Origin of the sequence: Sphingobium lactosutens (genome assembly GCF_013393185.1) — a bacterium.
Taxonomy (GTDB): domain Bacteria; phylum Pseudomonadota; class Alphaproteobacteria; order Sphingomonadales; family Sphingomonadaceae; genus Sphingobium; species Sphingobium lactosutens_A.
Map to the genome: position 1 here is coordinate 1 of NZ_QJQX01000033.1, position 25,191 is coordinate 25,191.

The 25,191-nt window shown below is 59.9% G+C and carries 21 protein-coding genes and 2 pseudogenes; 17 read left to right on the plus strand and 6 right to left on the minus strand.

The window, feature by feature from the left end; translation table 11 throughout:
- Nucleotides 1-180: 180 nt before the first annotated feature.
- The 5 genes from DM806_RS05505 to DM806_RS05525 form a co-directional block, all read right to left on the minus strand.
- The gene (locus DM806_RS05505) at nucleotides 181-2,877 is read right to left on the minus strand and encodes a glycoside hydrolase family 2 TIM barrel-domain containing protein (RefSeq protein ID WP_256869124.1); all 2,697 of its coding nucleotides are present in this window, start codon (nucleotides 2,875-2,877) and stop codon (nucleotides 181-183) included.
- 80 nt (nucleotides 2,878-2,957) lie between these two features.
- A complete protein-coding gene (locus tag DM806_RS05510) occupies nucleotides 2,958-5,345 on the minus strand; it encodes a TonB-dependent receptor (RefSeq protein ID WP_179042234.1) in 2,388 nt (795 codons plus the stop codon).
- A 143-nt stretch (nucleotides 5,346-5,488) separates the two neighbouring features.
- A complete protein-coding gene (locus DM806_RS05515) occupies nucleotides 5,489-8,590 on the minus strand; it encodes an alpha-L-rhamnosidase (protein ID WP_179042235.1) in 3,102 nt (1,033 codons plus the stop codon).
- A gap of 44 nt (nucleotides 8,591-8,634) precedes the next feature.
- Entirely contained in the window at nucleotides 8,635-9,942 is a 1,308-nt protein-coding gene (locus DM806_RS05520; protein ID WP_256869126.1) for a glycoside hydrolase family 1 protein, read from the minus strand.
- A 26-nt stretch (nucleotides 9,943-9,968) separates the two neighbouring features.
- Entirely contained in the window at nucleotides 9,969-12,245 is a 2,277-nt protein-coding gene (locus DM806_RS05525; protein ID WP_179042236.1) for a TonB-dependent receptor, read from the minus strand.
- 118 nt (nucleotides 12,246-12,363) lie between these two features.
- Here DM806_RS05525 and DM806_RS05530 point away from each other — a divergent pair, with 118 nt between their 5' ends.
- From DM806_RS05530 to DM806_RS05570, 13 genes and pseudogenes are all read left to right on the plus strand, one after another.
- The gene (locus tag DM806_RS05530) at nucleotides 12,364-13,278 is read left to right on the plus strand and encodes a LysR family transcriptional regulator (RefSeq protein WP_179042237.1); all 915 of its coding nucleotides are present in this window, start codon (nucleotides 12,364-12,366) and stop codon (nucleotides 13,276-13,278) included.
- A gap of 81 nt (nucleotides 13,279-13,359) precedes the next feature.
- On the plus strand, nucleotides 13,360-14,475 hold the full coding sequence (locus DM806_RS05535) for an FAD-dependent oxidoreductase (protein WP_179042238.1): 1,116 nt from the start codon (nucleotides 13,360-13,362) through the stop codon (nucleotides 14,473-14,475).
- Nucleotides 14,476-14,506: 31 nt separating this feature from the next.
- A pseudogene (locus tag DM806_RS05540) lies at nucleotides 14,507-15,064 on the plus strand (VOC family protein); the annotation flags it as partial.
- Between the two features lie 334 nt (nucleotides 15,065-15,398).
- A complete protein-coding gene (locus DM806_RS05545) occupies nucleotides 15,399-16,301 on the plus strand; it encodes a VOC family protein (protein ID WP_179042239.1) in 903 nt (300 codons plus the stop codon).
- 3 nt (nucleotides 16,302-16,304) lie between these two features.
- Nucleotides 16,305-17,462 (plus strand): alpha/beta hydrolase family protein, encoded by a 1,158-nt coding sequence (locus DM806_RS05550; protein WP_179042240.1) that lies wholly within the window; start codon nucleotides 16,305-16,307, stop codon nucleotides 17,460-17,462.
- Between the two features lie 97 nt (nucleotides 17,463-17,559).
- Nucleotides 17,560-18,351: a cyclase family protein gene (locus DM806_RS05555; RefSeq protein WP_179042241.1), complete on the plus strand. Its 792-nt coding sequence runs from the start codon at nucleotides 17,560-17,562 to the stop codon at nucleotides 18,349-18,351.
- Between the two features lie 3 nt (nucleotides 18,352-18,354).
- The gene (locus DM806_RS05560; protein ID WP_179042242.1) at nucleotides 18,355-19,320 is read left to right on the plus strand and encodes a fumarylacetoacetate hydrolase family protein; all 966 of its coding nucleotides are present in this window, start codon (nucleotides 18,355-18,357) and stop codon (nucleotides 19,318-19,320) included.
- 147 nt (nucleotides 19,321-19,467) lie between these two features.
- Complete coding sequence (locus DM806_RS27565) at nucleotides 19,468-19,626, plus strand: family 43 glycosylhydrolase (protein WP_306294743.1); 159 nt, start codon at nucleotides 19,468-19,470, stop codon at nucleotides 19,624-19,626.
- Nucleotides 19,627-19,635: 9 nt separating this feature from the next.
- Entirely contained in the window at nucleotides 19,636-19,761 is a 126-nt protein-coding gene (locus tag DM806_RS27570) for a hypothetical protein (RefSeq protein WP_306294744.1), read from the plus strand.
- A gap of 56 nt (nucleotides 19,762-19,817) precedes the next feature.
- Entirely contained in the window at nucleotides 19,818-20,165 is a 348-nt protein-coding gene (locus DM806_RS27575) for a family 43 glycosylhydrolase (protein WP_372859293.1), read from the plus strand.
- 7 nt (nucleotides 20,166-20,172) lie between these two features.
- Nucleotides 20,173-20,277 (plus strand): annotated as a pseudogene (locus tag DM806_RS27580) (hypothetical protein); the annotation flags it as partial.
- Between the two features lie 62 nt (nucleotides 20,278-20,339).
- Complete coding sequence (locus DM806_RS27585) at nucleotides 20,340-20,948, plus strand: hypothetical protein (RefSeq protein ID WP_306294745.1); 609 nt, start codon at nucleotides 20,340-20,342, stop codon at nucleotides 20,946-20,948.
- Nucleotides 20,949-21,275: 327 nt separating this feature from the next.
- A complete protein-coding gene (locus tag DM806_RS05570) occupies nucleotides 21,276-21,992 on the plus strand; it encodes a TetR/AcrR family transcriptional regulator (RefSeq protein ID WP_256869127.1) in 717 nt (238 codons plus the stop codon).
- On the opposite strand, the gene DM806_RS05575 is transcribed toward DM806_RS05570, so the two are convergent.
- Nucleotides 21,939-22,355, minus strand: coding sequence for a hypothetical protein (locus tag DM806_RS05575; protein WP_179042243.1), 417 nt, complete (start codon nucleotides 22,353-22,355; stop codon nucleotides 21,939-21,941). The genes DM806_RS05570 and DM806_RS05575 overlap by 54 nt on opposite strands.
- 95 nt (nucleotides 22,356-22,450) lie before the next feature.
- On the opposite strand from DM806_RS05575, the gene tnpA reads away from it, so the two are divergent.
- The 4 genes from tnpA (at nucleotide 22,451) to DM806_RS05595 (ending at nucleotide 25,135) form a co-directional block, all read left to right on the plus strand.
- Nucleotides 22,451-22,798, plus strand: coding sequence for an IS66-like element accessory protein TnpA (gene tnpA, locus DM806_RS05580; protein ID WP_062788688.1), 348 nt, complete (start codon nucleotides 22,451-22,453; stop codon nucleotides 22,796-22,798).
- On the plus strand, nucleotides 22,795-23,136 hold the full coding sequence (gene tnpB / locus DM806_RS05585) for an IS66 family insertion sequence element accessory protein TnpB (RefSeq protein ID WP_019052498.1): 342 nt from the start codon (nucleotides 22,795-22,797) through the stop codon (nucleotides 23,134-23,136). Before tnpA ends, tnpB begins: the two co-directional genes overlap by 4 nt.
- Nucleotides 23,137-23,207: 71 nt before the next feature.
- Complete coding sequence (tnpC, locus tag DM806_RS05590) at nucleotides 23,208-24,872, plus strand: IS66 family transposase (protein ID WP_179041790.1); 1,665 nt, start codon at nucleotides 23,208-23,210, stop codon at nucleotides 24,870-24,872.
- 17 nt (nucleotides 24,873-24,889) lie between these two features.
- Complete coding sequence (locus DM806_RS05595) at nucleotides 24,890-25,135, plus strand: hypothetical protein (RefSeq protein WP_019052496.1); 246 nt, start codon at nucleotides 24,890-24,892, stop codon at nucleotides 25,133-25,135.
- The last annotated feature ends 56 nt before the right edge of the window (nucleotides 25,136-25,191 follow it).

Below are 25,191 nucleotides of genomic sequence, written 5' to 3' on the forward strand. Positions count from 1 at the left end.
TCTGCGCCTCCGACAGCCAGATCAGATCACTCATGACGACGCCTCCTCACGCCGCCATTGAATCAACCGATCGCCATCCTCGCAACCAATTTAATAGGTCCTGAGCCTAAGTCGGGATCCAAAATCCCGCACCCCTTCAACTTACGAACCGCAGCCATTTTCGTTGGACAAAAGCAACAGTCAGCGAACGATCTCGATTGCAGAAACAATTGCTTTGCCGACAATCGGTCGGAAATGAAGATCCAGCATGCCATTTTTGACTGCGACGAGGAAGTTGCGTTCCACAGCCGTCCTGGCGGCCGGAGAGGTTTTGGCGAGATCCAAATCGGCAATAACAATATTCTCGTCGGCTAGAACCGAGAAATGATATGGCTTCGGCGCTTCAGAGGGTTCGACGAAGGTCAGCTTCACCCGGTACCGCCCATTTTCGAGCGGAATACGATAGTGGAAATTCCCTTCCCGGTAGGTTGCGGCGATGGCACTGTCCAACGTGCCGGCAATCGACACCGGCTTTATGGGTTTGCCATAGTCAGCCGGCTCAACGATCGAGCCAGCCGCGCCGCCGTCAAAGAAATTGTCCGAGCCATAGGTGCCGGTGGCACTTTTCGCGGCGACTAATGCGCCAGCGTCGATACGAATGGTCCGCGCCACCTCATCCGAAAGTCGCCATTCGACGCGATCCTCTACTGCGGCACCATCGATGCTGCCCTTTGCGATCAGGGCGTTAGCTCCCACTGTCAGTCGGACGTTTCTCCAAATGCAGACATTCTGCTCACAATTAGAAACGGAGCCGAGGCTTTTCCCGTTCAGCAAAAGCTCTGTCGAGGGGGCATTGCTGTAAACCCGCACGTCGGTAACGACATAGGCACGATCAACGTAACGACGGCCCGTAATGTAGACGGTCGGCTCGTTGGACCAATTGGCCTTGTAGAAATAATAGGCGTCCTTGCGCAGCTTATGGTCGAAGTTCACTAAGCCTTTGGTATTGACATCCTGCGCGTCGCCCTCACTGCGGACCGTACTTGCAAAATCGAACCCGACCCAGAGCCACGTCGCCCAAAGATATTTGCGGTCGACAAGTTGCGCCCAATTGCGTTCATGGACGTAGCTTTCATATTCTTCAGGCTGCGCGCGACCACGGGAATCGACCGGTCCGCCGAGCACATTGTCGGTATGGATCGTCGTCGCACCGCCGGCGCCATATTCGGTAACGGCTAGAGGCTGGTCGGGCCGCTGGGCGTGCAACGTATCGAGGCTGGACCCGATTTCCTCGGGCTTGCCATAATACCAACCAAAGTAACGGTTTGCGCCGCCCAGATCTGCTTCCGGCGCTGTAACCGGCACCTCGACGCCGGGCGCGAACAGGCGCCCTTCGCAGCAGGTGGCAAGCGCTGTAGGGCGACTGGGGTCCAACGCCTTGGCGGCAGCGTTCAGTTCCTTGAGCAGCGGCAGGGGGTCGGGCGGCGCGCCTTTAAAGCTGGCCAAGAACGCGGGCAGTGAGTTTCCGAAATCCACCTCGTTGGCAATGCCCCAGGAAGCGACAGAAGCGTGGTTCCCATTCTGCCTGATGAGTTCAGACAGTTGCTGGCGCGCATTTGCGACAAGCCCGGCAGTTGCTTCCTTCGTGTCGCCCCACGTCCAGGCCGAAACCAAAGGCACCTCATCCCACAAGACGATCCCGTAGCGGTCGGCAAGATCATGGATTGTCTGGCCGTGCTGATAATGCGTCAGACGAATGCTGTTCACGCCCATTTCGCGCATCGTCGCGACATCCTGTTCGACATCGGCGGGCGTGATCGCCCAGCCCTTGTCTTCGCGATCCTGGTGATAGCCAACGCCGCGCAGGCGATAGGGCTTTCCATTGAGAAGGAAGCCCTGCTTGGCATCAAATTGCATGCGCCTTATACCAAAACTCTGTTCGACGCTGTCGAGCACCCGACCTTTTGAATCCAGCACTCGGGTAGACAGGCGATAGAGATAGGGATCTTCCGTACCCTGCCACAAACGGGCGGAAGGGACCTGCAAAGTGGCCAATGCTCGGGCCTTGCCCGAAGCGAAGGATAGGCTTTGCAACTGCTGCGCAGCGACGCGGCCGTCTACATCGAGAAGGCGCGTCTCTAGTCGTAGCCCCCTCACTTTCCCTTTTTCACTGCGCAGCGCTGCCTCAACGTCGAGGAGCGCTGCGCCAATGTCTAAGGACCTCGTGATTGCTCGAATGCCCGAGCCGCCATGGTCCATCATATCAAAGTGGACATCCTGCGTGCCGACAATCCGCACGGGACGATAGAGGCCTCCGGGTACGAAGAAATCGCCCGTCAGCGGCAAAATGTCGGCAGTGGATGAGCCGGGTGCGGGCTTGCTGTTGTCCACCCGCACGGCAAGAATGTTGGCGCCGCCGGGCTTCAGCGCCTTTGTGGCATCAAGGCGGAAGCGGGAATAGCCGCCCTTATGCTCGCCCAGAAACTGGCCGTTCAGCCAAATGCTTGCGATGCGACTGGCGGCATCGAATTCCAGCCATATATGCTTGCCCCGCAACATGGGATCAGCTTGGAAAGCAAGCCGATACCATCCTATACCCTGCGCCTTGTTGACGGTTTCGGGGCGATTGGCCGAGGCGCTGGCGGGCCTCAAATAATATCCCACCCGGTTCCAGCTGTGAGGTACGGTGACTTCCGCCCAGTTTGCATCGTCAAATCCGGGTTGTTCAGCGCCAGGATGCTCCCCGAAATCGAACCGCCATCCTGCCGATAAGAGCGTGACGGATCGCGGATCAATATCTCCTGCTGAAGCAGACTGCGTCTTTGACGATACTGGCTTGGCGACAGCCGGAGCAGCCATGGCGAGGAGGAAGATGCTTGAGAGCGAGCGCGTGAACAAAGACCTCTCCACCTGATTATTGGGCAGTCGTGACAGCCATGTCCGGCGTGCTTTTCGCCGGACATGGCCACATTTGACTATCAGAATTTGAAACCGACCGAGAGGCCTATCGTGCGAACGGAATCCAGGCCAAATTGCTGCGCGTAGGACAGCTTCGGCGTCGCCTGGCCGCGGGAGTTGCGGGCATTGGCGTCCCCGGAGTCAACACCAATCGCGGTTGGCACCAACTTGTTCGTGCAATTCTTGCAGAAGAGCGCGACACGCAGCGTCCCGATTTTAGCGCCCAGGCTCGCACCCAATATATCCACAGCGCCGACTCTTGCTCCAGGCGCCCGATTGACCAGGTAATTTACCGAAGACCGGTGATACCAATTGCCCTCGATGAACGGCTGGACCGCACCAGAGGTGGGGAATTCATAGGTCGCCTGGAGGCTGGATGTGAATTTGGGCGACACTGGTAAGGTCAGGCCACCAGCATTGAAGGTCGAAACGGTCGCTGAACAGCCCATCGTGGTCTGGGTCGGGTAGCATTGAGCGCCCGGAAAGTCATCGAACTTGGACGAGAGAACCGCCACATTGCCATTGATCGACAGACCCTCGACCAGCGATGCGAACAAGGAGGCTTCGATCCCCTTGGACGTGACCTTCGCGGCATTTTGAACCTGGAAGGATACGGTCGTGGGATTGAAGGCCTGAACCTGGAAATTGCTGAATTTCGTATGGAAGGCGGCAAGATTGAGCGTCAGACGACGATTGAAGAAGGCGCTCTTGATGCCAACCTCGGCGGTGTTCGAATGCTCTTCGCGCACCACCACATTAGCGGTTGCGGTTGGAAAGCTATCATTGAAACCAGGGCCTTTATAACCGCGACCGTAGAAGCCATAGGCCATGACTGTCGGGGAAAATTGATACTGTGCGCCGAGCTTCCAGCTGAAATCGGTGTTCGAATATTCCTGCGCAAACCGTCCGCGTGGACCTGCCAGCGCGGAGAAATAATTGAGCTGGTTCTGCGCCAGGTCGATGTCGATCTTGTCATGCGTGATGCGCCCGCCCGCGATGATCTTCAGCGCATCGGTGAGGTCGTAGGTGAGCTGTCCAAAGCCGGCATAGCTTTCGGTTTTGAGCGTATAGGACGCATCGCTGCCGATCTGCGCGACATTGCTGACCGAGCATGTGGGAGGGAAGGCACCAGGAACAGCCGTTGCCCCGACGCAAAAGGGATAAGCTGACGCAACAAAGCCCGGCAAGAAGCTGTTGCCACCAAGCTGGCGGGCGAGATCCAGTTTCGACTTGAAATAATAGAGGCCGACCTGCCCGCTTAGCCGGTTGCCGGAAGGCAGGGCCAGGCGCAATTCATTGGAATATTGATCATAATTCCCGTCTGTGCGGTTCGTGTTGAACCCGTTTCCGGTCAGATAGTCGGCATCGAGCGCCTGATCCTGATCATAGAAGCGCCACGCGAACAGGTTGCTCAGCTCCCAGCCTGACCCGAATGCATAGCTGATCTTGCCCTGGGCGCCGCCGGTCTTGATATCGCGGAACTGGCTTGCATCGCCACCAAATTCGAAATTGTCGCGTCCCGGCGTTATGCCGTCGCCCGCAAGCGCCCCAAGATTGGTGCTGGTCGCATCGACCCGCCGATATGTATTGTCGAATATACCTGCAATACCGTAATTTTCATTATAGTCTCCGATCAGGTAGAAGGTCAGATCGGGCGTTGCCTCCAGCAGATATTTGGCCTTGAAGGAGTAGCTTTTGGCGTTGAAATCATGACGCGTGCCGGGATTGGGCGTACCTACGTAGGTGGTCGCGGGCTCCTGATAGGAGTAGAGTCCCGAAACGCGCAGCGCCGAGTTGGATGACACAGGAATGTTGAGGGTTTCGCGGGCGATCAGCGTTGCCGCGCTTCCCTTTGCCGACGGCGTATCGCGCATCCCCACTTCGATATTGGTGGTGCTCGAATATTCCCCGATCACCGGCTTGCTCGTCACGATGTTGAGGAGGCCCGCCGAGGCATTCTTACCGAACAACAGGCCTTGAGGGCCATTCAAAACCTCGACCCGTTCCAGATCGTTGAGCAGCGGGCTATTGAGCAACGGCCGGCCCAGATTCACCTCATCAATCGCCAGCGCAACGCTGCTATCGACCGTTCCTGCAAAAGCGAGCGTGCCGACGCCGCGCACCGCGAACGAGTTGTCCACGCCGACCTGCAAGGTGGGCGCTGCGCGAGCGACCTGCGTCAGGTCATTAAGATTGCGCGAGGTAAGCGTGTCGCTGCTGAGCGCTGTAACACTGACCGGCACCTTTTGAAGGCTCTCGGCACGGCGCTGCGCGGTAACGATGATTTCCCCTGCCACCGGGACATCCACAGCGTTACCCTGAGCGGGTGGCACTTGATCCTGCGCGGACGCCGCCAGCGACGTCGCTGTGGCAATCGCAAGAATTGAGACCGAAAAAGTGCGGCGCATTTGATCCTCCCCGTTATGGTTGGCCATCTGGCTAGGCCAATTTTGGCAGGCAATAAAATCGATTGTTTGGTTCGATCATAATCCAAAATATTTATGGATTATGATCGAACCAAATGTGATTGCTCGCCGGGTCGCCGATATGTTCAAACGAAGAGGTGGGACGGCATGGAGATATTGTGCGCGCCGGGACCGACCTCCATCACCTGGTCGTGCAGATAGACGTCGGCGACGCTATTAGCCGGCACGACAAGACGGAGCGACGGCAAGCCCCGGTTCATTCTCATCTCCACCTGGATGCGTCCCCTCACAGAATCGAGCGTGGCAGAAAAACCGGTGTTCCGCTTGTCCAGCACCGGCGCCACGCGGAAGCGGGCATAACCCGGCTGTGTCGGCTCGATTGCCGCGACCCGGCGATGAAGGAAGCCACACACCGCGCCGAGCGCATAGTGATTAAAGGAATTCATCGCGACATCGCCTGTATCGCCGTCCCAGCGCTCCCAGATTGTGGTCGCGCCATGGCGCACCATATAGCCCCAGGACGGGTACGCCGTGCGCAGCAGGAGATCCCAGACCAGTCTATGTTCGCCGACGTCGGCGAGAGCATCGAGCGCCATCGGCGTGCCCAGGAATCCGGTGCTGAGCAATGTCCCCCGGCGGCGAATATCTGCTGCCAACAAGGTGGCAGCCTGTTTACGAAGGGACTTTGGCACCAGATCAAGGCCAAGCGCCAATATATAGCTGCAATGACTGCCATTACCGACATATCCGTCCGACTTGATGAAGGCTCTGGCAAAGGCTTGCGCGACGATCGCATGGCGGGCACGCCATCTTGAAGCGTCCGCCGTGCGACCGGTCCACTCCGCCATTTTTGTGACCTGCTCGATGGAGCGCGCCAGCATCGCCGTGCCAATGAGCGCTTTGGGTGTCGTCTCGTCACCGGGCGCCTTGGCATCGAGCGCCAGCCAGTCGCCTAGGTCCGCGCCTCTGCCCTTACTCCACAGACCGTCCGGATTATTGGCAATGATGCCATCGAGATATGCAGTCATGGCTGACCAATTCTCATCGACGATCGACCGGTCGCCGCTGTGAAGGAAAGCGACATAGGGCAACATGACCCCTGCGTCCGACCATCCCGGTGTCGCCGTGCCATCCCCCCAATTGCTCCCGCCCGAACCTGGCGCCCAGAGCGGATAGGCGCCCCTGTCGTTCTGGGCATCGCGCAGGATGCGGGTATAGCTGCGGGTGAAGGCGCCTGTATCCATCGTGAAGCTCGCGGTATCCCAGAATAGCTGGGCGTCCCCTGTCCAGCCCAGCCGCTCATCGCGTTGCGGGCAGTCAGTGGGAATGCCCATGAAGTTTGAACGCTGGCTCCATAACATGTTCAGCCAGAGCTTCTGGAGGTCGGGCTGGTCGATCCTGAACGTCCCCGTCTCTTCGAGCGCCGTTGAGAGGACCAGTGCCGAGATCATCTTCGCGTCAAGGTCCGACACGCCCTCAATCTCCGCGTAGCGGAAGCCCTGATAGGTAAAGACCGGCTCCAGCACCTCCTCACGGCCATCCCCGCGCAGCCAGTAGTGGTCGGCCGCACGCGCGGCGCGCAAATTACGCCGATCAAGTTCGCCCTGGGCGGTCAGCAGCTCGGCGTGGCGGACACGGATTTCCTGCCCCTCACGCCCGTGGACGCGCAGACGAACACGCCCAGCGAAATTCTGGCCGAAATCGACAATATGCCGTGCGATATCCATCTTCCTCACGGTGATCGGCTCCAGCGTGCGGATCACCCTGATGGGCTCGCAGCAGGCAGCGACAATGGCTGCGCCGGGTTCGGGGGCTTCCCAGACCGGCGCCCAGCCCGCTGGCACGAAGTGGGGCCGATGCCAATCTCGCGGCCACAACCGCAAGTCCTGATCCTCGCCTGCGTAGATTTCCGACATCTGGACCGGCGCTGGTGCATGGCGCCAATGATCATCGCTCGCGACCCGGACGATCGCTCCGTTCGTCTGTGTGATGTCGAGGCACAGTTTCAGGCGTCGTGGCGCCGCACCATAGGAATAACGCCCATCGGGCGCTTGATAGCTGGCGTAAAATCCGTCGCCTGCCATGACACCCAGACTATTTTCGCCTTCGAGCAGGAGATTACTGACGTCATAGGTGCGATAGGGGATGCTATTATTATAGTCGCTCGGCTGCGCCTGAAGCTCGTCGTCATTGACCCGCCTGCCGTTCAACCAGATGCGATAACCGCCCAAAGCTGCTACATGCAGTCGCGCCTTGTCATGCTTGGCTCCATGACTGAATGTTCGGCACAGAAGCCGTGCAGGCGTGGGCGGCCAGGGAAAGTGCGGTTGGTCAGCCGCCACATCTGCACGCGCCCACGCACCCTCCTTGCCTGTTCGAACCTCCCACCCTTGGGTGATCCGCTCTGTCGCGCCTGCCGGGCCGACCTGACGAAGTTGCGCCGCCAGGGCGACAGTCGGCTTCATGAAGTAGCCCGGCGCGGGCGCGACCCTGAGTGTGATGGCATGGTTTCCGGCGGCCAGCTGCAATGGAATCTTCAACGCGGGCGCGCCGCCAAAGCCGTTGGGATCGCGCACGGGCAACGCAAGCGGCGATCCATCGATCATCAGGTCGGACATGACACCATCGGCAATGATGAACAGGGTTGCCTCACCCTCCCCGCTTGGGAATGTCAGCCTGAATGGCCTGGCATCCTTCGGGCCGGAGGCCGGAGCATCGACCCATTGGGCGCCTGCCAGCCGATCATCCCGCTCCACGGCGTCCTCGACGGCAAGCCACTTGCCCTCCCAGTCCGCTGTGGCGAGTAGCCCCATCTCCCACTGGGCAGCCGCGCTCCAGGCTTGCTTATCGTTTCGGTCCCAGACCGCGACTTTCCAATGACATGTCTGGCGCGATCGCAGTGGCTGACCGGCATAGGCAATGCCTGTGCAATGCGCGCCCTCGATACGCCCGCTGTCCCACAAATCTCCATGCCCACTTGCAAGGAGTGTTCCCGAGGAGGCGACGAGTATCCGATAGGCCTGCTGAAATGTGCCCGCTGGTCCCTCCAACTGCCAGGACAATGTGGGTCGCTCGTCACCAAGCCCGAGGGGCGCCTCCCGCATGGCGCAACGGAGCCTCTTCACGCCCAATCTGTCATTTGATGTCGGGGCGGCAATGACTGGCGCCGCGCCTAACCCCAACACGGCGCCCGAAGCGAGAAACGAGCGACGGTTAAGGATAGGCATGGGGGATCGGTCCTGAAATGTTGAGTGAAGATAGGTGGGTGCGTTCAGATCCGGTTGGCGCGGGCATAGCCACCCAGATGGAAGGCGCTGGGTTTGATCGTGCGCCTGAAGGTCTTCGGGTCGACCGACACCAGTCCAAATTGGGCGGTGTAGGCGCGGTTCCATTCGAAATTATCGAGCAGGGACCAGTGGATATAGCCGCGAACGTCCGTTCCGCTGGCAATGGCGCGCGCCAGAGCGGCCAATGCGCGATCGATATAGGCGACACGGCGGCTGTCGTCAGCGCAAGCCACCCCGTTCTCGGTCACGATGACAGGGCGCCCGGTTTCTCTGGCCACCCATTTTACCGTTGCTTCAAGAGCTTCGGGATAAAATTCCATGCCCGTTTGGGTGACTTCAACGCCAGGCGGTGGGGGAAGGTCTGCAGCTTCCCCCACCACGGCGCGCCCATAAGTCTGGACACCTACGAAATCATCTTTGGAAACGACGTCGAACCATGGCGTGTAGACCTGCGCGATCTTCTCGCGAATGGCCGTCTTGTCCGGTCCTGCCTGTTCGTCCGCGACTGCGAGGCTGAGACCGAGTTGCAGGTCGGGACGGATCGCCTTGATGGCCTCGGTGGCTCGCTGATGGGCAGCGAGCTGAACGGGGGTCGCTCGCCGGGTATCGAAGGTCGGGGTCGACGAAAAACGGCTTGATCCTATCGCCGCTGCGGCCGCAGCGTTGGCCGTTGCGAAGAAGGGCATCGCGCCGCGGAAATCGGGCTGCCATGACAACAGCGCGCCGAGGTTCGGCTCATTAAAGGTGAGGCCGTGGCGATAATTGCGCCCAAGGCCCCTCGCCGTTCGCTCGCAATAGCGCAGGAAATGGTCGATATTGGCCATTTCCTCCCAGCCCCCCAGACCCGCGAACCAGCGTGGCACCGTGAAATGGGAAAAGGTGATGAGCGGCTTCAGGCCCCGATCGACACAGCCTTCGACCATTGCGCGATAATGATCGAGCGCGGCCTGCGAATATTCCCCTTGAGCAGGTTCGATACGCGACCATTCCACACCGAACCGGTAGGTGTTGAGTCCGAGTTGCTTGACGATATCCATGTCCTCGCGCCAGCGATGATAGCTGTCGCACGCATCGCCCGAGGGCGCGGCAAAGGATTTAGGTTCGACATGTTCGAGGACCCAGCTGTCACTGTTGACATTGCCGCCCTCGACCTGGTGCCCCGCGGTTGCTGCACCCCATAAAAAGTCGGCGCGCATCGAGCGTGTGGTGGCACCGCTCGCACCAGCGGCGAACGATATCGCTCCGCTGCCCGCAAGCTGCAACATGGTGCGGCGGGAAAAAGCTGCTGACATGCAACCTCCGTCATGATTGTGAAAAATTAGAAGCGAAAGCCGGCGCGCACGCCGTAGGTTCGCGGCGGGCGAAGCTGATTGTAGATGACACCAGGCTTGGCCGGGCTTTGCAGCGAATTGGCGAACACCAGCTTATTCTCGATATTATTGATGAAGCCGGTGAGCGAGAAATTACCCGATGGCGTATCGTAGGTGAGACGCGCGTTGGACATCATATAGCCGCCCTGTCTGCCCAGATCGAGAAAATCGAGCGAGAGATAGCGGGATGTTTCGATCCGTGTATCAGCCGCAGCGGTCACCGTGCCATGATCGCCCAGCGCGAAGCTGTGTTCATAGCCAAGGTTGAACACCCATTTGGGCGCATTGACGAGCGGCTGGCCCGAGCAATCAACATTGTAGATACGCGCGGCAGGCGAGGCACCGGTCTGGCTGGTCGGCGTGACAGCGCAACCGATCACAGGGGCGATGCCGGTGGTCGAATAGGCCTGATAATTGAGCACGTCATATTTGCTGTGAAGATACTGAATATTGGCGGAGAACTGGTCGTTCGCCGACGGCTGGAAGAGCGCTTCCAGCTCAAGCCCGTAAATTGTCGATCTGCCGGCATTCTCTGTCGTGAAGACCGGGCTATAGATCGGGCCGTCCGGCGTGCTCGCGACCTGAACGGGGCCCAGATGGGATATCTGCTGGTCCTTATATTTCCAGTAGAAGGCCTCGGCGTTGAGCTGGACCTTATTGTCGAAAAAGCGGTTCTTAGAGCCTATCGTGTAAGCTCTCATATTTTCCGGCGCGGAATAATTGCGGCCGGTCGCCGCAAAAAGCGCCCCGGATTTAAAGCCCGTGGCGGCCGATGCGTAAAGCAGCGACCTTGGCCCGACATCGAACTCGACACCTGCCTTCCAGGTCAGCTTGTTGAAGTCGACATTGGTGCGCGGGTTGCTGACGATATCCAGGATGATCGGCGTGAAATTACCCTGAGAAGGATTGACGAACCCCACAAATGGCAAGCTATGGGCCTCGGTCGCCTGGCGCTTGTTATCGGTCGTATAGCGCAGGCCGCCAGTGACGCGGAACCGGTCTGTCAGCGAAAAAGTCGCCTGACCAAAAGCTGCAAGACTTTCGGTCTGGAGCTGCGAATTGATGCGCGTGCCGTTGCTCGCCTGGTCAAACCTCTGCTGCGCACTGACATCTTCAGCGAAATAATAGCCGCCAATCACCCATTGCAGCGGACCTGACTGACTTGCGAGACGGGTCTCCAGCGACATCTGGCTCGACTTTTCCTGAATGTCGATCAGGAAGCTCGATGCATAGGAGCGGAAATCAAGGTTGGTCCTTCGGTAGGCTGGGACCACTGTCAGCGTGGCGAAGCCTAAATCTGCATTGACCGTCAGCGCTGCGCCGAAGAAGCCGTTATCCTGGTAGCCGTCACCGTTCGCGATCGCCTGCGGCACAGGACGCGTGGGGGAGCGGGCGACATAGGCCGCGATGACGCGGGGATCGCTTGGCCCAAGACGCTTCTTTCCGTCGAGCAGCGGCATGATCGTGCCGCCCGACCCCATGCCGCCAACATGGGCATAATCGACCGATAGCGTGGCATCGAGACCCGTGCCGGTTTCGCCGCTGACCTGCGCGCGGATCGCCTGCGTGTCCTCATCGTCATATCCATCGCTATAATAACCATCGCGCTTCACATATTGGCCCGCAACCCGGAACGCCACCTTGTCGCCCAACGGCAGATTGAGCGCTGCTGAACCCTTCATGGCATCGTAATTGCCATATTCTGCATTGATATAGCCGCTCGTCTCGCCCAGCTTGGGCTTGGCGGTGATGACGTTGACCGCGCCGCCCGTCGCATTACGTCCATATAACGTGCCCTGCGGCCCCTTGAGCACTTCGACCCGTTCAAGGTCGTAGAAAAGACCGGCCGGCGCGGCGGGTCGCGACAGATAGACCCCGTCGACATTGAAAGCGACGCCCTGCTCCGCGAAGGCGTTCGCACCGAAGGTCCCAACGCCGCGCAGATAAATCTGGGTGAAGGATGCCGCAGGCGCGACCTGCAAGGCCGGTACGACGCGGGTCAGGTCATTGGCCTGGGTAATGCTCTGCTGCACCAGCGTGTCGCCTGTAACAGCGCTTACGGCGATCGCCGCCTTCTGAAGATTTTCACTGCGCCGCTGTGCGGTGACTATGATGTCCGAGATACCACCGGCATGCGACTGATCAATTTCTGCATCTGTCTGGGCATGAGCCGTTGTAATGGGAACCAGCAGGATTGCGGCGGTTGCTAGCAGAGCTGCCTTCATGATCGTCTCCCTTTCCGCGCGCCTGATCCAGCGCGTCTGTATGGAAACACTAGACAGATATGCTGCATAGGTTAAATCGTTTGAACTTATCATTATCCAATCACGGAATGGATGGATCATGCGATTTCGCGGCCTCGATCTCAACCTTCTTGCTGTATTTGAAGGGCTGATGCAGACCCACTCGGTTTCTGAAACAGCGCGCCAGATGCACCTGAGCCAGCCCGCCATGAGCGCTGCATTATCGCGGCTCCGTGATTATTTCGGCGATCCTCTGCTCGTCAGTCATGGCAAACGTATGTATCCGACCGCATTTGCCGAGAGCCTCTCGCCCCTCGTGCGCGAATGCCTGGGAGGGATTGAAACGCTGCTCGCAACATCGGCGTCGTTCGATCCGCGATCGTCTCAACGGCTCTTCAAGGTGATCGCGTCCGACTATGTCGTCGCCGCCGTTATCGCGCCTTTGCTGACGCGCCTTGTCGTCGAGGCACCGGCGATCACCGTCCAGCTCATGTCTCCAGGCGAACAAAGTACGCCACTGATCGCCGCAGGCAAGGCTGACCTCATGATCAGCCCGCGTGAATTCCTCTCGCAGGATCATCCATCGGAATTGCTGTTTGAAGAGCAGCATGTGGTGGCAGGGTGGAGCGGCAATGATCTGCTGGCGACGCCACTGGACGAGAAGCGCTTTCTGGCGGCCGGTCATGTCGCCATCGCGATCGGCACGCTCTCCAACGCGGCTTTTGCCGACCGACAGTTGACCCTAATGGGCAAGCATCGGCGGATCGAAGTGTCTGCATCTTCCTTCACGACGGTGCCCTGGCTGCTGGTCGGAACCCAGCGACTCGCAATCATGCACGAGCGGCTAGCGCTTGCAGCGGCCCAGATGTTTCCGATCGTCTATCAGCCCTTGCCATTCCCCTTCCCGGTGATGGAAGAACTGGTCCAGTTTCATCAAACCCGCGCAGCAGATGAAGGACTGCGCTGGCTACGATCACAGTTGCGCGCTGCCGCGATCCATAAATTTTATGGATAGAAGATAATCCAAACAATCGAATTTTGGGATTTTTTTTCGGCGCTAGACTTGCCTCCACGGGATAATGGTGGAGAGCGAAGTTTGGACGCGCAGCGCATTCTGGTCGTCGGCGGTGGCATAGGCGGACTGACCGCCGCAATCGCGCTTCGCGCGAAAGGCCATGAGGTTGACGTCATCGAACGTGACCCTGACTGGTCGGTTTATGGCGTTGGTATCATCCAGCAGTCGAATGTCGTGCGGGCCATGAGTGCGCTCGGCCTTTTGGACGATTATCTGTCGGCGGGCGTTGGCTTCGACGCGGTGGAGATATTCCTCCCCGACGGCACAATGATCGCGCGGGTGCCTTCGCCCCGACTGGTGGAAGGGAAACCCGCAAATGTCGGCATTGGTCGCCCCGCGCTGCACAAGGTGCTGGGCGACCGTACGTTGGCGAGCGGCGCCACCGTAAGGCTTGGCATAACAGCCGACATGATCGTCGACGATGGCGATGGCGTGGACGTGCGGTTTTCAGACGCCACTGCGGAGCGCTACGATCTGGTTATCGGTGCCGACGGCGTCTATTCGCAGACCAGATCGGCGCTGTTTCCCGAGGCGCCCCAACCACAATTTACCGGCCAGGCCGTGTGGCGCTACAATTTCCCGCGACCCGCGGGGCTGGATGCGCTTCAGGTCTATAATGGGCGAACCGGGGTGGGGCTTGTCCCGATCTCGAGCACCCTTATGTACATGTATGTGACAACGCCGGAGCCGGACAATCCGCGCTATCCAAGGGAAGGCCTGGCCGCCACCATGCGTGGCAAACTGGCAGAGACCGCGCCTGCCATCCGCGCGCTTGCCGAGCAGATCATAGATGATGAAGGTGTGGTCTATCGCCCGCTCGAAGGGCTGCTGGTCGAGGGTCCATGGCACAAGGGCCGGGTTGTCCTTCTAGGCGACGCCATACACGCGACGACGCCGCATTTGGGGCAAGGCGCCGGCATGGCGATCGAGGACAGCCTGGTGCTGGCCGACGAACTGTCGCGTCATGACGATCTGGATACAGCCTTCACCGCCTATCGCGACCGGCGTTTCAATCGCTGCGCCTATATCGTGCGCGAAAGCCTGGCCATCTGCCACGGCCAGATCGGCCGGGGTCCGCCGGTCGACAATGCCAAGGCCACCCATGCCATGTTCGAGATCGTCGCGCAGCCGATCTGAGGCGCGCATCATTTTTCCTAGAGTTTATGTCATGAGCCGTATCACTGAAATTCGTTATGTCGGCTATGCCGTTCCCGACCTGGAGGCTGAACGCGCCTTCTATGCCGATCAGTGGAAACTGGTCGATGCCGGAGAGAAAGACGGCATGACCTATTTCGCTGCTGACTGCTGGGAAGAGGGCTATGTCGTTCGCCTGCGCGCCGCTACAGATAAGCGCATCGACGTGATCGCGCTGGCGGCGGGCAGCCGGGCGAATGTGGATGCCCTGTACGACAAGGTGATGGCATCGGGCGCGCGCATCATCTTCGCGCCGAAGGATCTCGATACGCTGGGCGGAGGCTATGGATTTCGCTTCTTCTCGCCCGACGGCCTGCCCTTCGAGATTTCCAGCGATGTCGCCGCGCGCACCGCCCGCGCGCTCAGCCGCTGGGAGGGCGTTCCCCAGAAGATCAGCCATATCGTGCTCCATTCCCCCGATCACAAGGCGATGGCGCAGTGGTTCTGCGACGTGCTGGGGTTCAAAGTCAGCGACTGGTTGGGCGATTTCATGTGCTTTCTGCGTTGCAATTCAGCGCATCACCGCATGGCCTATGGCCGTGACACCATTGCCGATTGGTTCGCCGAGACATTGGGTGGACATAGTGCATGACATTGCCGGCTGTGATCGTCCGGCCTGATGGGACCAGTCACTCTGATCGGTATCGAAGAGGACTGACCCGGCAGAGAAAAAGCTGGCCGATATTGCCTCCCCCCCCCCTACCGACGCTTGATCGATTATGACGAGCATGATAGAATTAGGGTTATAGTTTATAAAATGTGAGGATGCATCGAACCCCTGGCGAGTTATCCTACCTTTTATCGATTCTTTTGCCTTCCGCCCGACGGAAGGCTCAACAGCTGTGCATTTTTCGAAGGAGTTTTCGATGAGCCGTGTCACCGAGATACGTTATGTCGGCTATGCCGTCCCTGATCTGGAGGGCGAGCGCGCCTTTTATACCGACCAGTGGAAGCTGGTCGACGCGGGCGAGAAGGATGGGATGGTTTACTTCGCCGCCGATGGTGGCGACGAAGGCTATGTCGTACGCCTCCGCGGTGCGGAGGAGAAGCGGGTCGACGTGATCGCGCTGGCGGCCGACAGCCGCGCCGATGTCGACGCGCTGCATGACAAGGTTGCGGCGTCCGGCTGTCGGATCATCTTCGCACCCAAGCATCTGGACACGCTGGGCGGTGGCTATGGCTTCCGTTTCTTTTCGCCCGATGGGTTGAGCTTCGAGATTTCAAGCGATGTCGCCCGGCGCGATGCGCGCAAACTCGCCCGCTGGGAAGGCGTGCCGCAGAAGATCAGCCATATCGTGCTGCATTCGCCCGACCATCAGGCGCTGGTGCAATGGTTCTGCGACGTGCTGGGCTTCAAGATCAGCGACTGGCTGGGCGATTTCATGTGCTTCCTGCGCTGCAATTCGGCGCACCATCGCATTGCCATCCTGCCCGGACCGCCCTGCCTCAACCATGTCGCCTATGACATGTTAAGCGTCGACGACATGATGGTCGGCATCAACCGTTTGAAGCAGAAGGGCACCGATCTGCGCTGGGGTCCGGGTCGGCATACGGCAGGCAACAACACCTTCAGCTATTTCACCACGCCCGCCGGTTTCGCCGTTGAATATACGTCCGAACTGGAGCATGTGGACTTCGAAACGCACGCGCATAAGGTGCACATCCCCGGCCCGAAACTGATGGACCAGTGGGGCATCGGCGTGGGCGGTCCGCAAACCATGCCTCACCCAGAACCCGACAAGGGACTGTTCCAGGCGGCGGAGGCCTGATCCGTGGCGCTGTTCGAATATTTCCCTAACTATATCTGGAACCTGTCGGTCGCGATCGCGATGGAGAGCGGGGCGCAGCTCGGCGAGATCATCGACATGTGCCAGCCGATCAAGGACGCTGCGGCTAGCGGCGCGGATGCGGGCACGCCTGCTTTCATGGCGCAATGGGCGGCGATGGGCGACAAGCTGATCGCACTGGCGGCGGAAGATGAGGCAAAGGGCCGCGCCTTTTCCGCATCCAGCAAGCTGGAGCGCGCCTCGCTTTACCTGATCACCGCTGAACGGATGCAGGGTCACGGCCATCCGGGGCGCAAGGAAACTTACGCCAAGGCGCTCGCCGCGTTCGAAAAGTCAACCGCGCTGGGCGAGATCGATCGTGAGCGCGTGGAAATACCGCTTTGCACCGGAACGATGCCTGCGCTCTACACCCGGGCGCCCGGTGAAGGCCGCAAGCCGGTGGTGGTCTATTGCAACGGCCTCGATAGCTGCAAAGAACTGCTCTACTGGTCGCGCCTGCCCGAAGCTCTTGCACGGCGCGGCATCTCGACCCTGTGCGTCGACCAGCCGGGATCGGGCGAGGCGCTGCGGCTGCAAGATCTTCCCGTCGATCCGCATAGCGAGAGCTGGGCGAGCAAGGCGGTTGACTGGCTGGAGCGACAGGAGGATGTCGACCCCGCCCGCATTGGCATGACCGGCATTTCGCTGGGGGGCCATTTCGCCCCGCGCGCGGTCGCTTACGAACCGCGCTTCGCCAGCGGCGCGGTGTGGGGCGCAAACCATAATTGGGCCGAAGTGCAACAGAAGCGGCTGAAGCGCGAGGGCGAAAATCCGGTGCCGCATTATTGGGCGCATGTCATGTGGGCGTTCGGCGCCAGCGACATGGAGGATTTCCATGCGAAATCCGCCGACATGAACCTCAACGGCCATATGGACCGTATCACCGTGCCGTTCCTAGTCACGCATGGTGCGAATGACCGGCAGATCAGCGTCAGCTATGCCGACGATCTCTACGACCAGCTCGTCAACGCGCCGCGGCGCGAAAAGGTGATCTTCACACCGCGCGAAGGCGGCGTGGAGCATGTCGGCGCGGACAACATGGCCTATGGCCGGGATGTCATCGCCGACTGGTTTGCAGAGACGCTGGGCGGCAGGACTGCCTGAAACCATAGTTCAAATAGGTGGCGCTGCACGGCCACTCCATGCTGACATCTGCTTTTAGCGGGTGTCGGCATGCCCTATAAGCTGGAGAGGATGTGGCATGGCCCGTCAATTTATCGACCTGTCGATCACGCTGGAAAATGACGTGGTGTCGGACCCGCCCTTCATGCGGCCCAAGATCACCTATGAAACGCATCAGGAAACGGTGAAGGAGTTGCAGCACTTCTTCCCCGGCGTGACGGCTGAACAGACGCCTGGCGGCGAGGGCTTCGCGGCGGCGGAATGGGTGACGCTGACCACGCACAACGGCACGCATCTGGATGCGCCCTATCATTATCATCCGACGATGGATGCCAAAGACGGTGAACCCCAGCGGGCGATCACGATCGACGAGGTGCCGCTCGACTGGTGCTTCCGCCCGGGCGTGAAGCTGGACTTCCGCCATTTCCCCGACGGCTATGTCGTGACCGCCGCCGATGTCGAGGCGGAACTCGAACGGATCGGCCATGACCTGCAACCGCTCGACATCGTGCTGGTCAACACGGCGGCGGGCAAGGCGCTGGGGCGACCGGATTTCGTCAATGTCGGCTGCGGGATGGGCTATGAGGCGACCATGTACCTCACCACCCGCGGCGTTCGCGTGACCGGCACCGACGCGTGGAGCTGGGACGCGCCCTTCGCCTATACGGCGGAGAAGGTGAAGGAAACGGGCGACACCTCGCTCATCTGGGAAGGGCATAAGGCGGGCCGCGACATCGGCTATTGCCATCTGGAAAAGCTGCACAATCTTGAAGTGCTGCCCGGCAACGGCTTCACTGTCAGCTGCTTCCCCCACAAGATCAAGGGCGCGTCCGCAGGCTGGACCCGCGCCGTCGCCATCATCGAGGAATAATCCATGCGCCTTGCGACACTGGATAATGGCACGCCGGACGGCCAGTTGATCGTCGTCTCGCGCGATGCCGCACGCGCCCTGCCCGCAACGGGTATAGCCGACACGCTGCAACAGGCGATCGAGCGGTGGGATGCTGTGGAACAGGCTTTGCGCGATCTTACGGCACGGCTGGATGCAGAAGATGGCGAAGCGCTCGACCACGCCCGCCTGCTCGCTCCCCTGCCCCGCGCGTGGCAATGGCTCGACGGGTCGGCCTTTCCCCAACATGCCGACCTGATGCAGAAAGCGTTCAACCTGCCGCCGATCGAAACGGACAGGCCGCTGATGTATCAGGGCCTGTCCGACCGGTTCTTGTCCGGAACGCAAAACGTACCCTTCCCCAGCGAAGCCGACGGCATCGATTTCGAGGGGGAATATGGCGTCATCACCGGCACGGTGCCGATGGGGACGCCCGCCAGCGAGGCATTGAATCATGTCAGATTGGTCGTGCTCATCAACGACTGGTCGCTGCGCGCCATTGCGCCGATCGAGATGAAGACCGGCTTCGGATGGGTGCAGGCCAAGCCCGCCTGCTCGGTTGCGCCCTTCGCGGTGACGCCCGACGAGCTAGGAGAAGCCTGGGTGGATGGTCGCGTCCATCTTCCGCTGGAGGTACAGATCAATGGCCAGTGGTTCGGCCATCCCCACGGGCGCGAAATGCAGTTCGGCTTCCACGAGCTTATCGGCCATGCCGCCCGCACCCGCGATCTGGTTGCAGGCACCGTCATCGGATCGGGCACGGTGTCCAATGCCGATTATGCCACGGTCGGATCAAGCTGCATATCCGAACGACGCGCCATCGAAATGATCGCGGATGGAAAGCCCAAAACCCCATTTCTGCATTTCGGCGACCATATCCATATGGAGGTGCTGGGCGACCGGGGATCACCGTTCGGCATCATCGACCAGAAGGTGGGACATAGCCGCTAAGGCCTGTCAGCATAAGATCGGAAGAGGATAGTCCATGCAATCGCGTCGGGAAGCTATGGCGGCGGCGATTAGGGGCAGCGCCGCAGCGATGGCAAGCGGAAACGTCGCCGCAACGTTCCCGGGAAGAAGCAATCGTGGCGTCGTGGAATGGAAGGGCAGCGGCGGGCCGACCTTGGCGACAGCACCTATCTCAATCCCATTCTTTCAGGCGATTATCCCGACCCGACCATCCTGAAGGATGGCGACGACTATTATATGACGCATAGCAGCTTCTACGCCTCTCGGTCGCTGATGATCTGGCATTAGCGCGATCTGGTGAACTGGATGCCGATCGGCCCCGCGCTGCGAAAGCCGCTGGGCGTGGTCTTTGCCGTCGATCTGGTCAAGCATGACGGCCGTTATTATATCTATATCCCGTTCATGGCAGCCCTCTGGTCCTAGGGGGTGAAGAGCTTCGCCAACATCTACGTCATTCATGCCGACAGCATGCATGGCCCGTGGAGCGAACCGGTCGACATGGACATCAGGACATTGATCGATCCGGGCATCTGGTGGGCGAGGATGGCGAACGCTATCTGTTCCTGTCCGGCATAAACCGCGTGAAACTGTCGCGCGACGGACTGTCGGCGGCTGGCCCGATCGAGAATGTTTACGACGGTTGGCTTTATCCCGACGACTGGGTGACAGAGGCCTATGCGCTGGAAGGACCGAAACTGACGCGGCGGGGCGACTGGTTCTACCTCATTAGCGCGGTCGGTGGCACCGCCGGTCCTGCGACCGGCCATATGCTGATTCGCGGCACGATCGCGATCGGTGAACGGGCCTTGGGAAAACTGCCCGCATAACTCTATCGTGCGAACGCAGAACGACAGCGAGCAATGGTGGTCGCGCGGCCAAACCACAATGTTCGAGGGACCGGGCGGGCGCTGGTACATGGTCTATCCTGGCTATGAAAATGGCTATCGGATGCTGGGGCGCCAGACCCTGCTGGAGCCGATCGAGTGGACAGCTGATGGGCCATGGGCGGAGACCTGTCACGCCCCCTCCCCAAGCCGATTGCAAAAAGCACGGGCGCGCACGGGATCGCGCGGTCCGACGCCTTCATTACCCCGGCTTTCGGTTCGCGATGGACCTTCTATGGCGCTTCGCCCGACGAGGCCGCACGCGCCGTCGTGAGCAAGGGCGGGCTTGTCCTCAAGGGCACAGGACCGCGGGACTCTTCTCCCCTGTCCCAGATGGTGGGCGATCAGGCCTATAAAATCAGTGTCAGGATGGAATTGATGGGCGACGTCACTGGCGGTCTTCTGCTGTTCTACAAGGATCGCCTGTTCTTCGGCATGGGCCATGACGGCACGCGAATGAGAACCTATCGCGGCGGCAAGGAAGGCCATTGGCAGGAGCCGACTCCGGCGACACAGAACATCTTCCTCAAGATTGTCAACGATCATCACATCGTCACCTTTTTCTACAGTGAAGATGGCAGGGACTGGACGCGCCATGGCTCGCGGATCGAGACGTCAGGCTGCCACACCAATGTGTTGGATGACCTCGCCAGCCTGCGTCCGGCGCTTTTCGCGGCGGGCGAAGGCTCCGTCCGTTTCGAAGACTTTCGCTATAAGGCGCTATAATAAAAATAGCAGTTGCACGAATAAGCATCGGCGTGCCGCCGACGTCATCGCGCGACACCCTTTGCTCCTTTGCCCTTTCCAATTATGGAGTCAGCGGGGCTTAGCCTATTTGCATATCAGAGTGCGATGCGCTGAAACACATTCGTTTCGACCCAGTTCCAATATCATTCCGTTACAACGGAAGAAAAATCGTTGAAAAAATTGGAAAATTTCATTGCCATATTCCCGATCAAATTGGAATGAGGCATCCACCTGTTTACATTCTGTCGATGGTAGGCCAAAATAGAATGATAACCAGAACAGATATTCTTTTTTGATAGGAAGCTCATGGCCCGCGCGTCGACTGCAAAAGCGAAGAACAACTCTATTTTATTGCCGAGCGAAGCCAGCCGTGAACCGCAGCAGGGCCGTAGCAAGGCTTCCTATGAGCGGATGCTGACGGCTGCGGAAAAACTGATGGTCAAGCGGGGCAGCGAGGATTTTACGCTGATCGAAGTCAGCAAAGCCGGAAAGGTTTCCATCGGCTCCATCTACCTGCGATTTGACAGCAAGGACGATCTGATCCGCGCCGTACAGGCCCGCGTGTTGGCAAGGATCGGACATGATCAGACCACCATGCTTAACGAGGTAAATGAAAAATCGTCCTCGCTCGACGAATTCAGCTATTATTTCGTGGATCAGTATGCCGAGCTTCTTCGCACGCACAGTCCGGTGCTGCGCCCCCTGATGTTCCGGGCGATAAACGACGATTCCATTTCGCAGACAGGGCGCAGTTTTGCCGAAAGCCTTAGTCTGGACGTAAGACGGCTCTTTCTCCAGTTCACCAAAGACTTTAGGCGGGACGATCATGTCAGGCTCGTCGAAAATGCCTTCCGCATGATCTATTGCACTCTGGCGCGCTATCTCGGACTGGGATCGTCACCGGAGGCTGCAAATCAAGGAAATTGGGAGGAACTTAAGGAAGACCTCGCGATCATGTGCGCAGCCTTTTTACGCGCCCCGCACATCACCGCAGGGCATATTGTTCGTGTCGATGCGGAATGACCGGACGAAACGATACGCCCCGATCACTCTTACAAGGCCTAGTAACGATAGTCGCGGGAGAAGGTCACGCCTTCGCCGCTGCTGAATATGGCAGGTCGCACGCTTTTCCCCTTCACCCGGCATGATGGTATTTGCGTTGTAGCCCGAGCTTTCCATGCGCAAGCCATGGCGTGTCCATGTCTTGCCATCGACGCTGTAGTAAAAGGTGATAATGTGTTCGCGATTTTCGATCCGCAAATACATCGTCCGAACCGCTGGCGCTGGCTCTCGCCAATGATGGATGCGTCCGCCCGCATAGGTAATCAGCCGCTTGCCGTCGATCGCGACACCCAGAAACAGTCGGCTTGACAGGAACAGCAGCAAGCCGCCAGTCGGTATGCATCCGGCGAGACGCGCCTTGTCGTGAGGTAGGGGCCTGCTCTTAAGAACGCTCTCGAGAGCACGCTTAGGAGCAGTGGATGCGGCAGATCACGGTGATGACCGGGCCGGAACGGCGGCGGCGCTGGAGCGACGAGGAACGGCTCCAGATTTTGGCAGAAGCCTTTGCGCCTGGGGCCAGCGTTTTGGCTGTGGCGCGTCGGCACGATATTTCCACGGCGCGCATTTACACGTGGCGCAACAAGCTGCGGCAGCCGCCCGCCCTGACGGAGTTCGCCGAGGCGGTGGTTGACGATGGCGAACAGCAGAATGCGCACCAGGCCGCAATGCCGGTGATCATCGTGGATCTGGGTGGCAAAGGGCGCGTGAGCATATCTGCGTCGGCACCAGCTGCCTTGGTGTCGGCAGCGCTCAAGGCCCTGCGATGATCCCAGCTGGCGCGCGGGTGTGGATTGCGATGGGCCACACAGATATGCGGCGCGGCATGCAGAGCTTGGCAGCAATGGTGCAGCAGAGCTTCTCGCGAGACCCATTTGCCGGCGATCTTTGGGTCTTTCGCGGGCGCAGCGGGGCGCTTGTGAAGATAATCTGGCACGACGGCCTCGGGATGTCGTTATATTCGAAGCGATTGGAACGAGGGAAGTTCATTTGGCCCGCCGCGAAGGACGGCGTGGTGTCGCTGACGAGCTCACAGCTGGCCTGCCTGCTCGACGGAGTGGACTGGCGGAACCCGCAATATAGCTGGCGCCCACAGAGCGCAGGATAGGCGCAGATTTTCTCGGCGGAGGCTGCATTTTCCGCTTCATCCGGGAGGTTTTCTATGATTCCATCCAAGTTGTGGACGCCGCCGTTTCGCCCCTGCCTGACGATATCGAAGCGCTCAAGGCGTTGGTACGGCTCAGTGCGCAGCGCGCCGATGAAGCCGAACAGCGGGCCACGAGCGCTGAAGCCGAACTGGCCAATGCCCGTGCCCGGGAGAGCGCCACCGAGGCGTTGATCTCGCACTACAAGTTGCAGATCGCCAAGCTCAGGCGCGAGCAGTACGGCCCCAGCGCCGAACGCACCCGCCGGCTTCTTGCGCAGATGGAGTTTGAGCTCGAAGATTTGGAGGCCGACGCCGCCGAAGATGATCTGGCCGCCGAGGCCGCCGCGACAAAGGCGACGAACGTCACCGCCTTTGAGCGCAAGAGGCCAGTTAAAAAACCGTTCCCCGTCCATTTGCCCCGCGACCGCGTCGTCGTTCCGGCGCCCTGTTCCTGTCCGGCCTGTGGCGGCATGCGCCTGTCGAAGCTGGGCGAGGATGTAACCGAGACGCTGGAGGTAATCCCGCGTGCCTGGAAGGTCATCCAGACCGTACGCGAGAAATTCTCCTGCCGTGACTGCGAGAAGATCACGCAGCCGCCCGCGCCATTCCATGTCGTGCCGCGTGGCTGGGCAGGGCCAAGCTTCCTCGCCATGCTGCTGTTCGAGAAGTATGGGCAGCACCAGCCGCTCAACCGCCAGGCGGAGCGCTTCGCTCGCGAAGGCGTGCCGCTGAGCGTCTCCACGCTTGCCGATCAGGTTGGTGCGGCGTCCTTCGCCTTGATGCCCATCTTTCGGCTGATCGAGGCCCATGTCTTTGCCGCCGAGCGCGTGCATGGCGACGATACCACCGTGCCGGTCATGGCCAAGGGCAAGACCGATACCGGTAGATTATGGGATTATGTCCGGGATGACCGCCCGTTCGGCGGCGCCGATCCGCCGGCGGTGGTTTTCTATTATTCGCGCGACCGGCGCGGGGAACATCCCCAGGCGCACCTCGCGTCCTGGTCCGGGATTCTGCAGGCTGATGCCTATGCGGGCTATTTTGAGCTGTACGCTCCCAACCGCCAGCCTGGTCTCATCCTGGAGGCAGGATGCTTTGCTCACGCGCGCAGGAAGTTCTTCGAACTTGCTGACGTCGAGGGCGCTGCGCGCAAGAAGAGCCGCGGCGAGCGGACTGGCCCGATCTATCCGATTGCGCTGGAGGCGGTGCAGAAGCTGGACGCCCTGTTCGACGTTGAGCGCGGTATCAACGGCAAGACACCAGCGGAGCGGCTTGCCGCCCGTCAGGAGTTGAGCGCGCCACTGATCGCCGAACTGCACGACTGGTTGAACGCCCAACTCGCCAAGCTGTCGCGTAACCATGATCTCGCCAAGGCTATCAACTATATGCTTCGGCGCTGGGACTCCTTCACCCGCTTCCTCGTCGATGGCAGGGTATGCCTCACGAACAACGCAGCGGAACGGGCGCTACGCTGTGTGCCACTCGGGCGGAAAGCATGGCTATTTTGCGGCTCCGATCGCGGCGGTCAGCGCGCCGCCATCATGTTTTCACTCATTCAAAGCTGTCGCCTCAACGACCTCGATCCCCAGGCTTGGCTCGCCGACGTCCTTGCCCGCATCGCCGGTCATCCGGCTAATCGGCTTGGCGATCTGCTCCCATGGAATTGGAAACCAACAGCGTTGAAGCTGGAGCCGTGATCTCATAGCATCACGGCATGGAATTTGACCCGCAACCCGAACTGATTGAATCCTCTCTCTGCCGGTCCATCGAACAGGCGGGCGTACGGCTGACCATCAACATCGTGCGGCTCGCCACCGAACGTGGCTGGTCCCTCGAGGTCGTCAACGAGCACGGCACCTCGACGGTCTGGGACAATCTATTCCCCACCGACCGCGATGCCGATGCTGCATTCCGCGATGTGCTCGCTCAAGAAGGCGTCGAGGCCTTCCTCGGCAAGTAAGATGCCAAATCCCCCAGCAAACCGTCAGTAGCCGCGGTCCTCACCGGATGCGTACG

What these genes read in the sequence shown, in the direction of transcription:
- tnpA (WP_062788688.1), top strand. Translation starts at nt 22,451, where the DNA reads ATGCGGCAGATCACGGTGATGACCGGGCCGGAACGGCGGCGGCGCTGG.
- tnpB (WP_019052498.1), top strand. Translation starts at nt 22,795, where the DNA reads ATGATCCCAGCTGGCGCGCGGGTGTGGATTGCGATGGGCCACACAGAT.
- DM806_RS27565 (WP_306294743.1), top strand. Translation starts at nt 19,468, where the DNA reads ATGGAAGGGCAGCGGCGGGCCGACCTTGGCGACAGCACCTATCTCAAT.
- DM806_RS27585 (WP_306294745.1), top strand. Translation starts at nt 20,340, where the DNA reads ATGGGCGGAGACCTGTCACGCCCCCTCCCCAAGCCGATTGCAAAAAGC.
- DM806_RS05595 (WP_019052496.1), top strand. Translation starts at nt 24,890, where the DNA reads ATGGAATTTGACCCGCAACCCGAACTGATTGAATCCTCTCTCTGCCGG.
- DM806_RS05510 (WP_179042234.1), bottom strand. Translation starts at nt 5,345, where the DNA reads ATGCGCCGCACTTTTTCGGTCTCAATTCTTGCGATTGCCACAGCGACG.
- DM806_RS05570 (WP_256869127.1), top strand. Translation starts at nt 21,276, where the DNA reads ATGGCCCGCGCGTCGACTGCAAAAGCGAAGAACAACTCTATTTTATTG.
- DM806_RS05555 (WP_179042241.1), top strand. Translation starts at nt 17,560, where the DNA reads ATGGCCCGTCAATTTATCGACCTGTCGATCACGCTGGAAAATGACGTG.
- DM806_RS05520 (WP_256869126.1), bottom strand. Translation starts at nt 9,942, where the DNA reads ATGTCAGCAGCTTTTTCCCGCCGCACCATGTTGCAGCTTGCGGGCAGC.
- DM806_RS05515 (WP_179042235.1), bottom strand. Translation starts at nt 8,590, where the DNA reads ATGCCTATCCTTAACCGTCGCTCGTTTCTCGCTTCGGGCGCCGTGTTG.
- DM806_RS05525 (WP_179042236.1), bottom strand. Translation starts at nt 12,245, where the DNA reads ATGAAGGCAGCTCTGCTAGCAACCGCCGCAATCCTGCTGGTTCCCATT.
- DM806_RS05545 (WP_179042239.1), top strand. Translation starts at nt 15,399, where the DNA reads ATGAGCCGTGTCACCGAGATACGTTATGTCGGCTATGCCGTCCCTGAT.
- DM806_RS05530 (WP_179042237.1), top strand. Translation starts at nt 12,364, where the DNA reads ATGCGATTTCGCGGCCTCGATCTCAACCTTCTTGCTGTATTTGAAGGG.
- DM806_RS05560 (WP_179042242.1), top strand. Translation starts at nt 18,355, where the DNA reads ATGCGCCTTGCGACACTGGATAATGGCACGCCGGACGGCCAGTTGATC.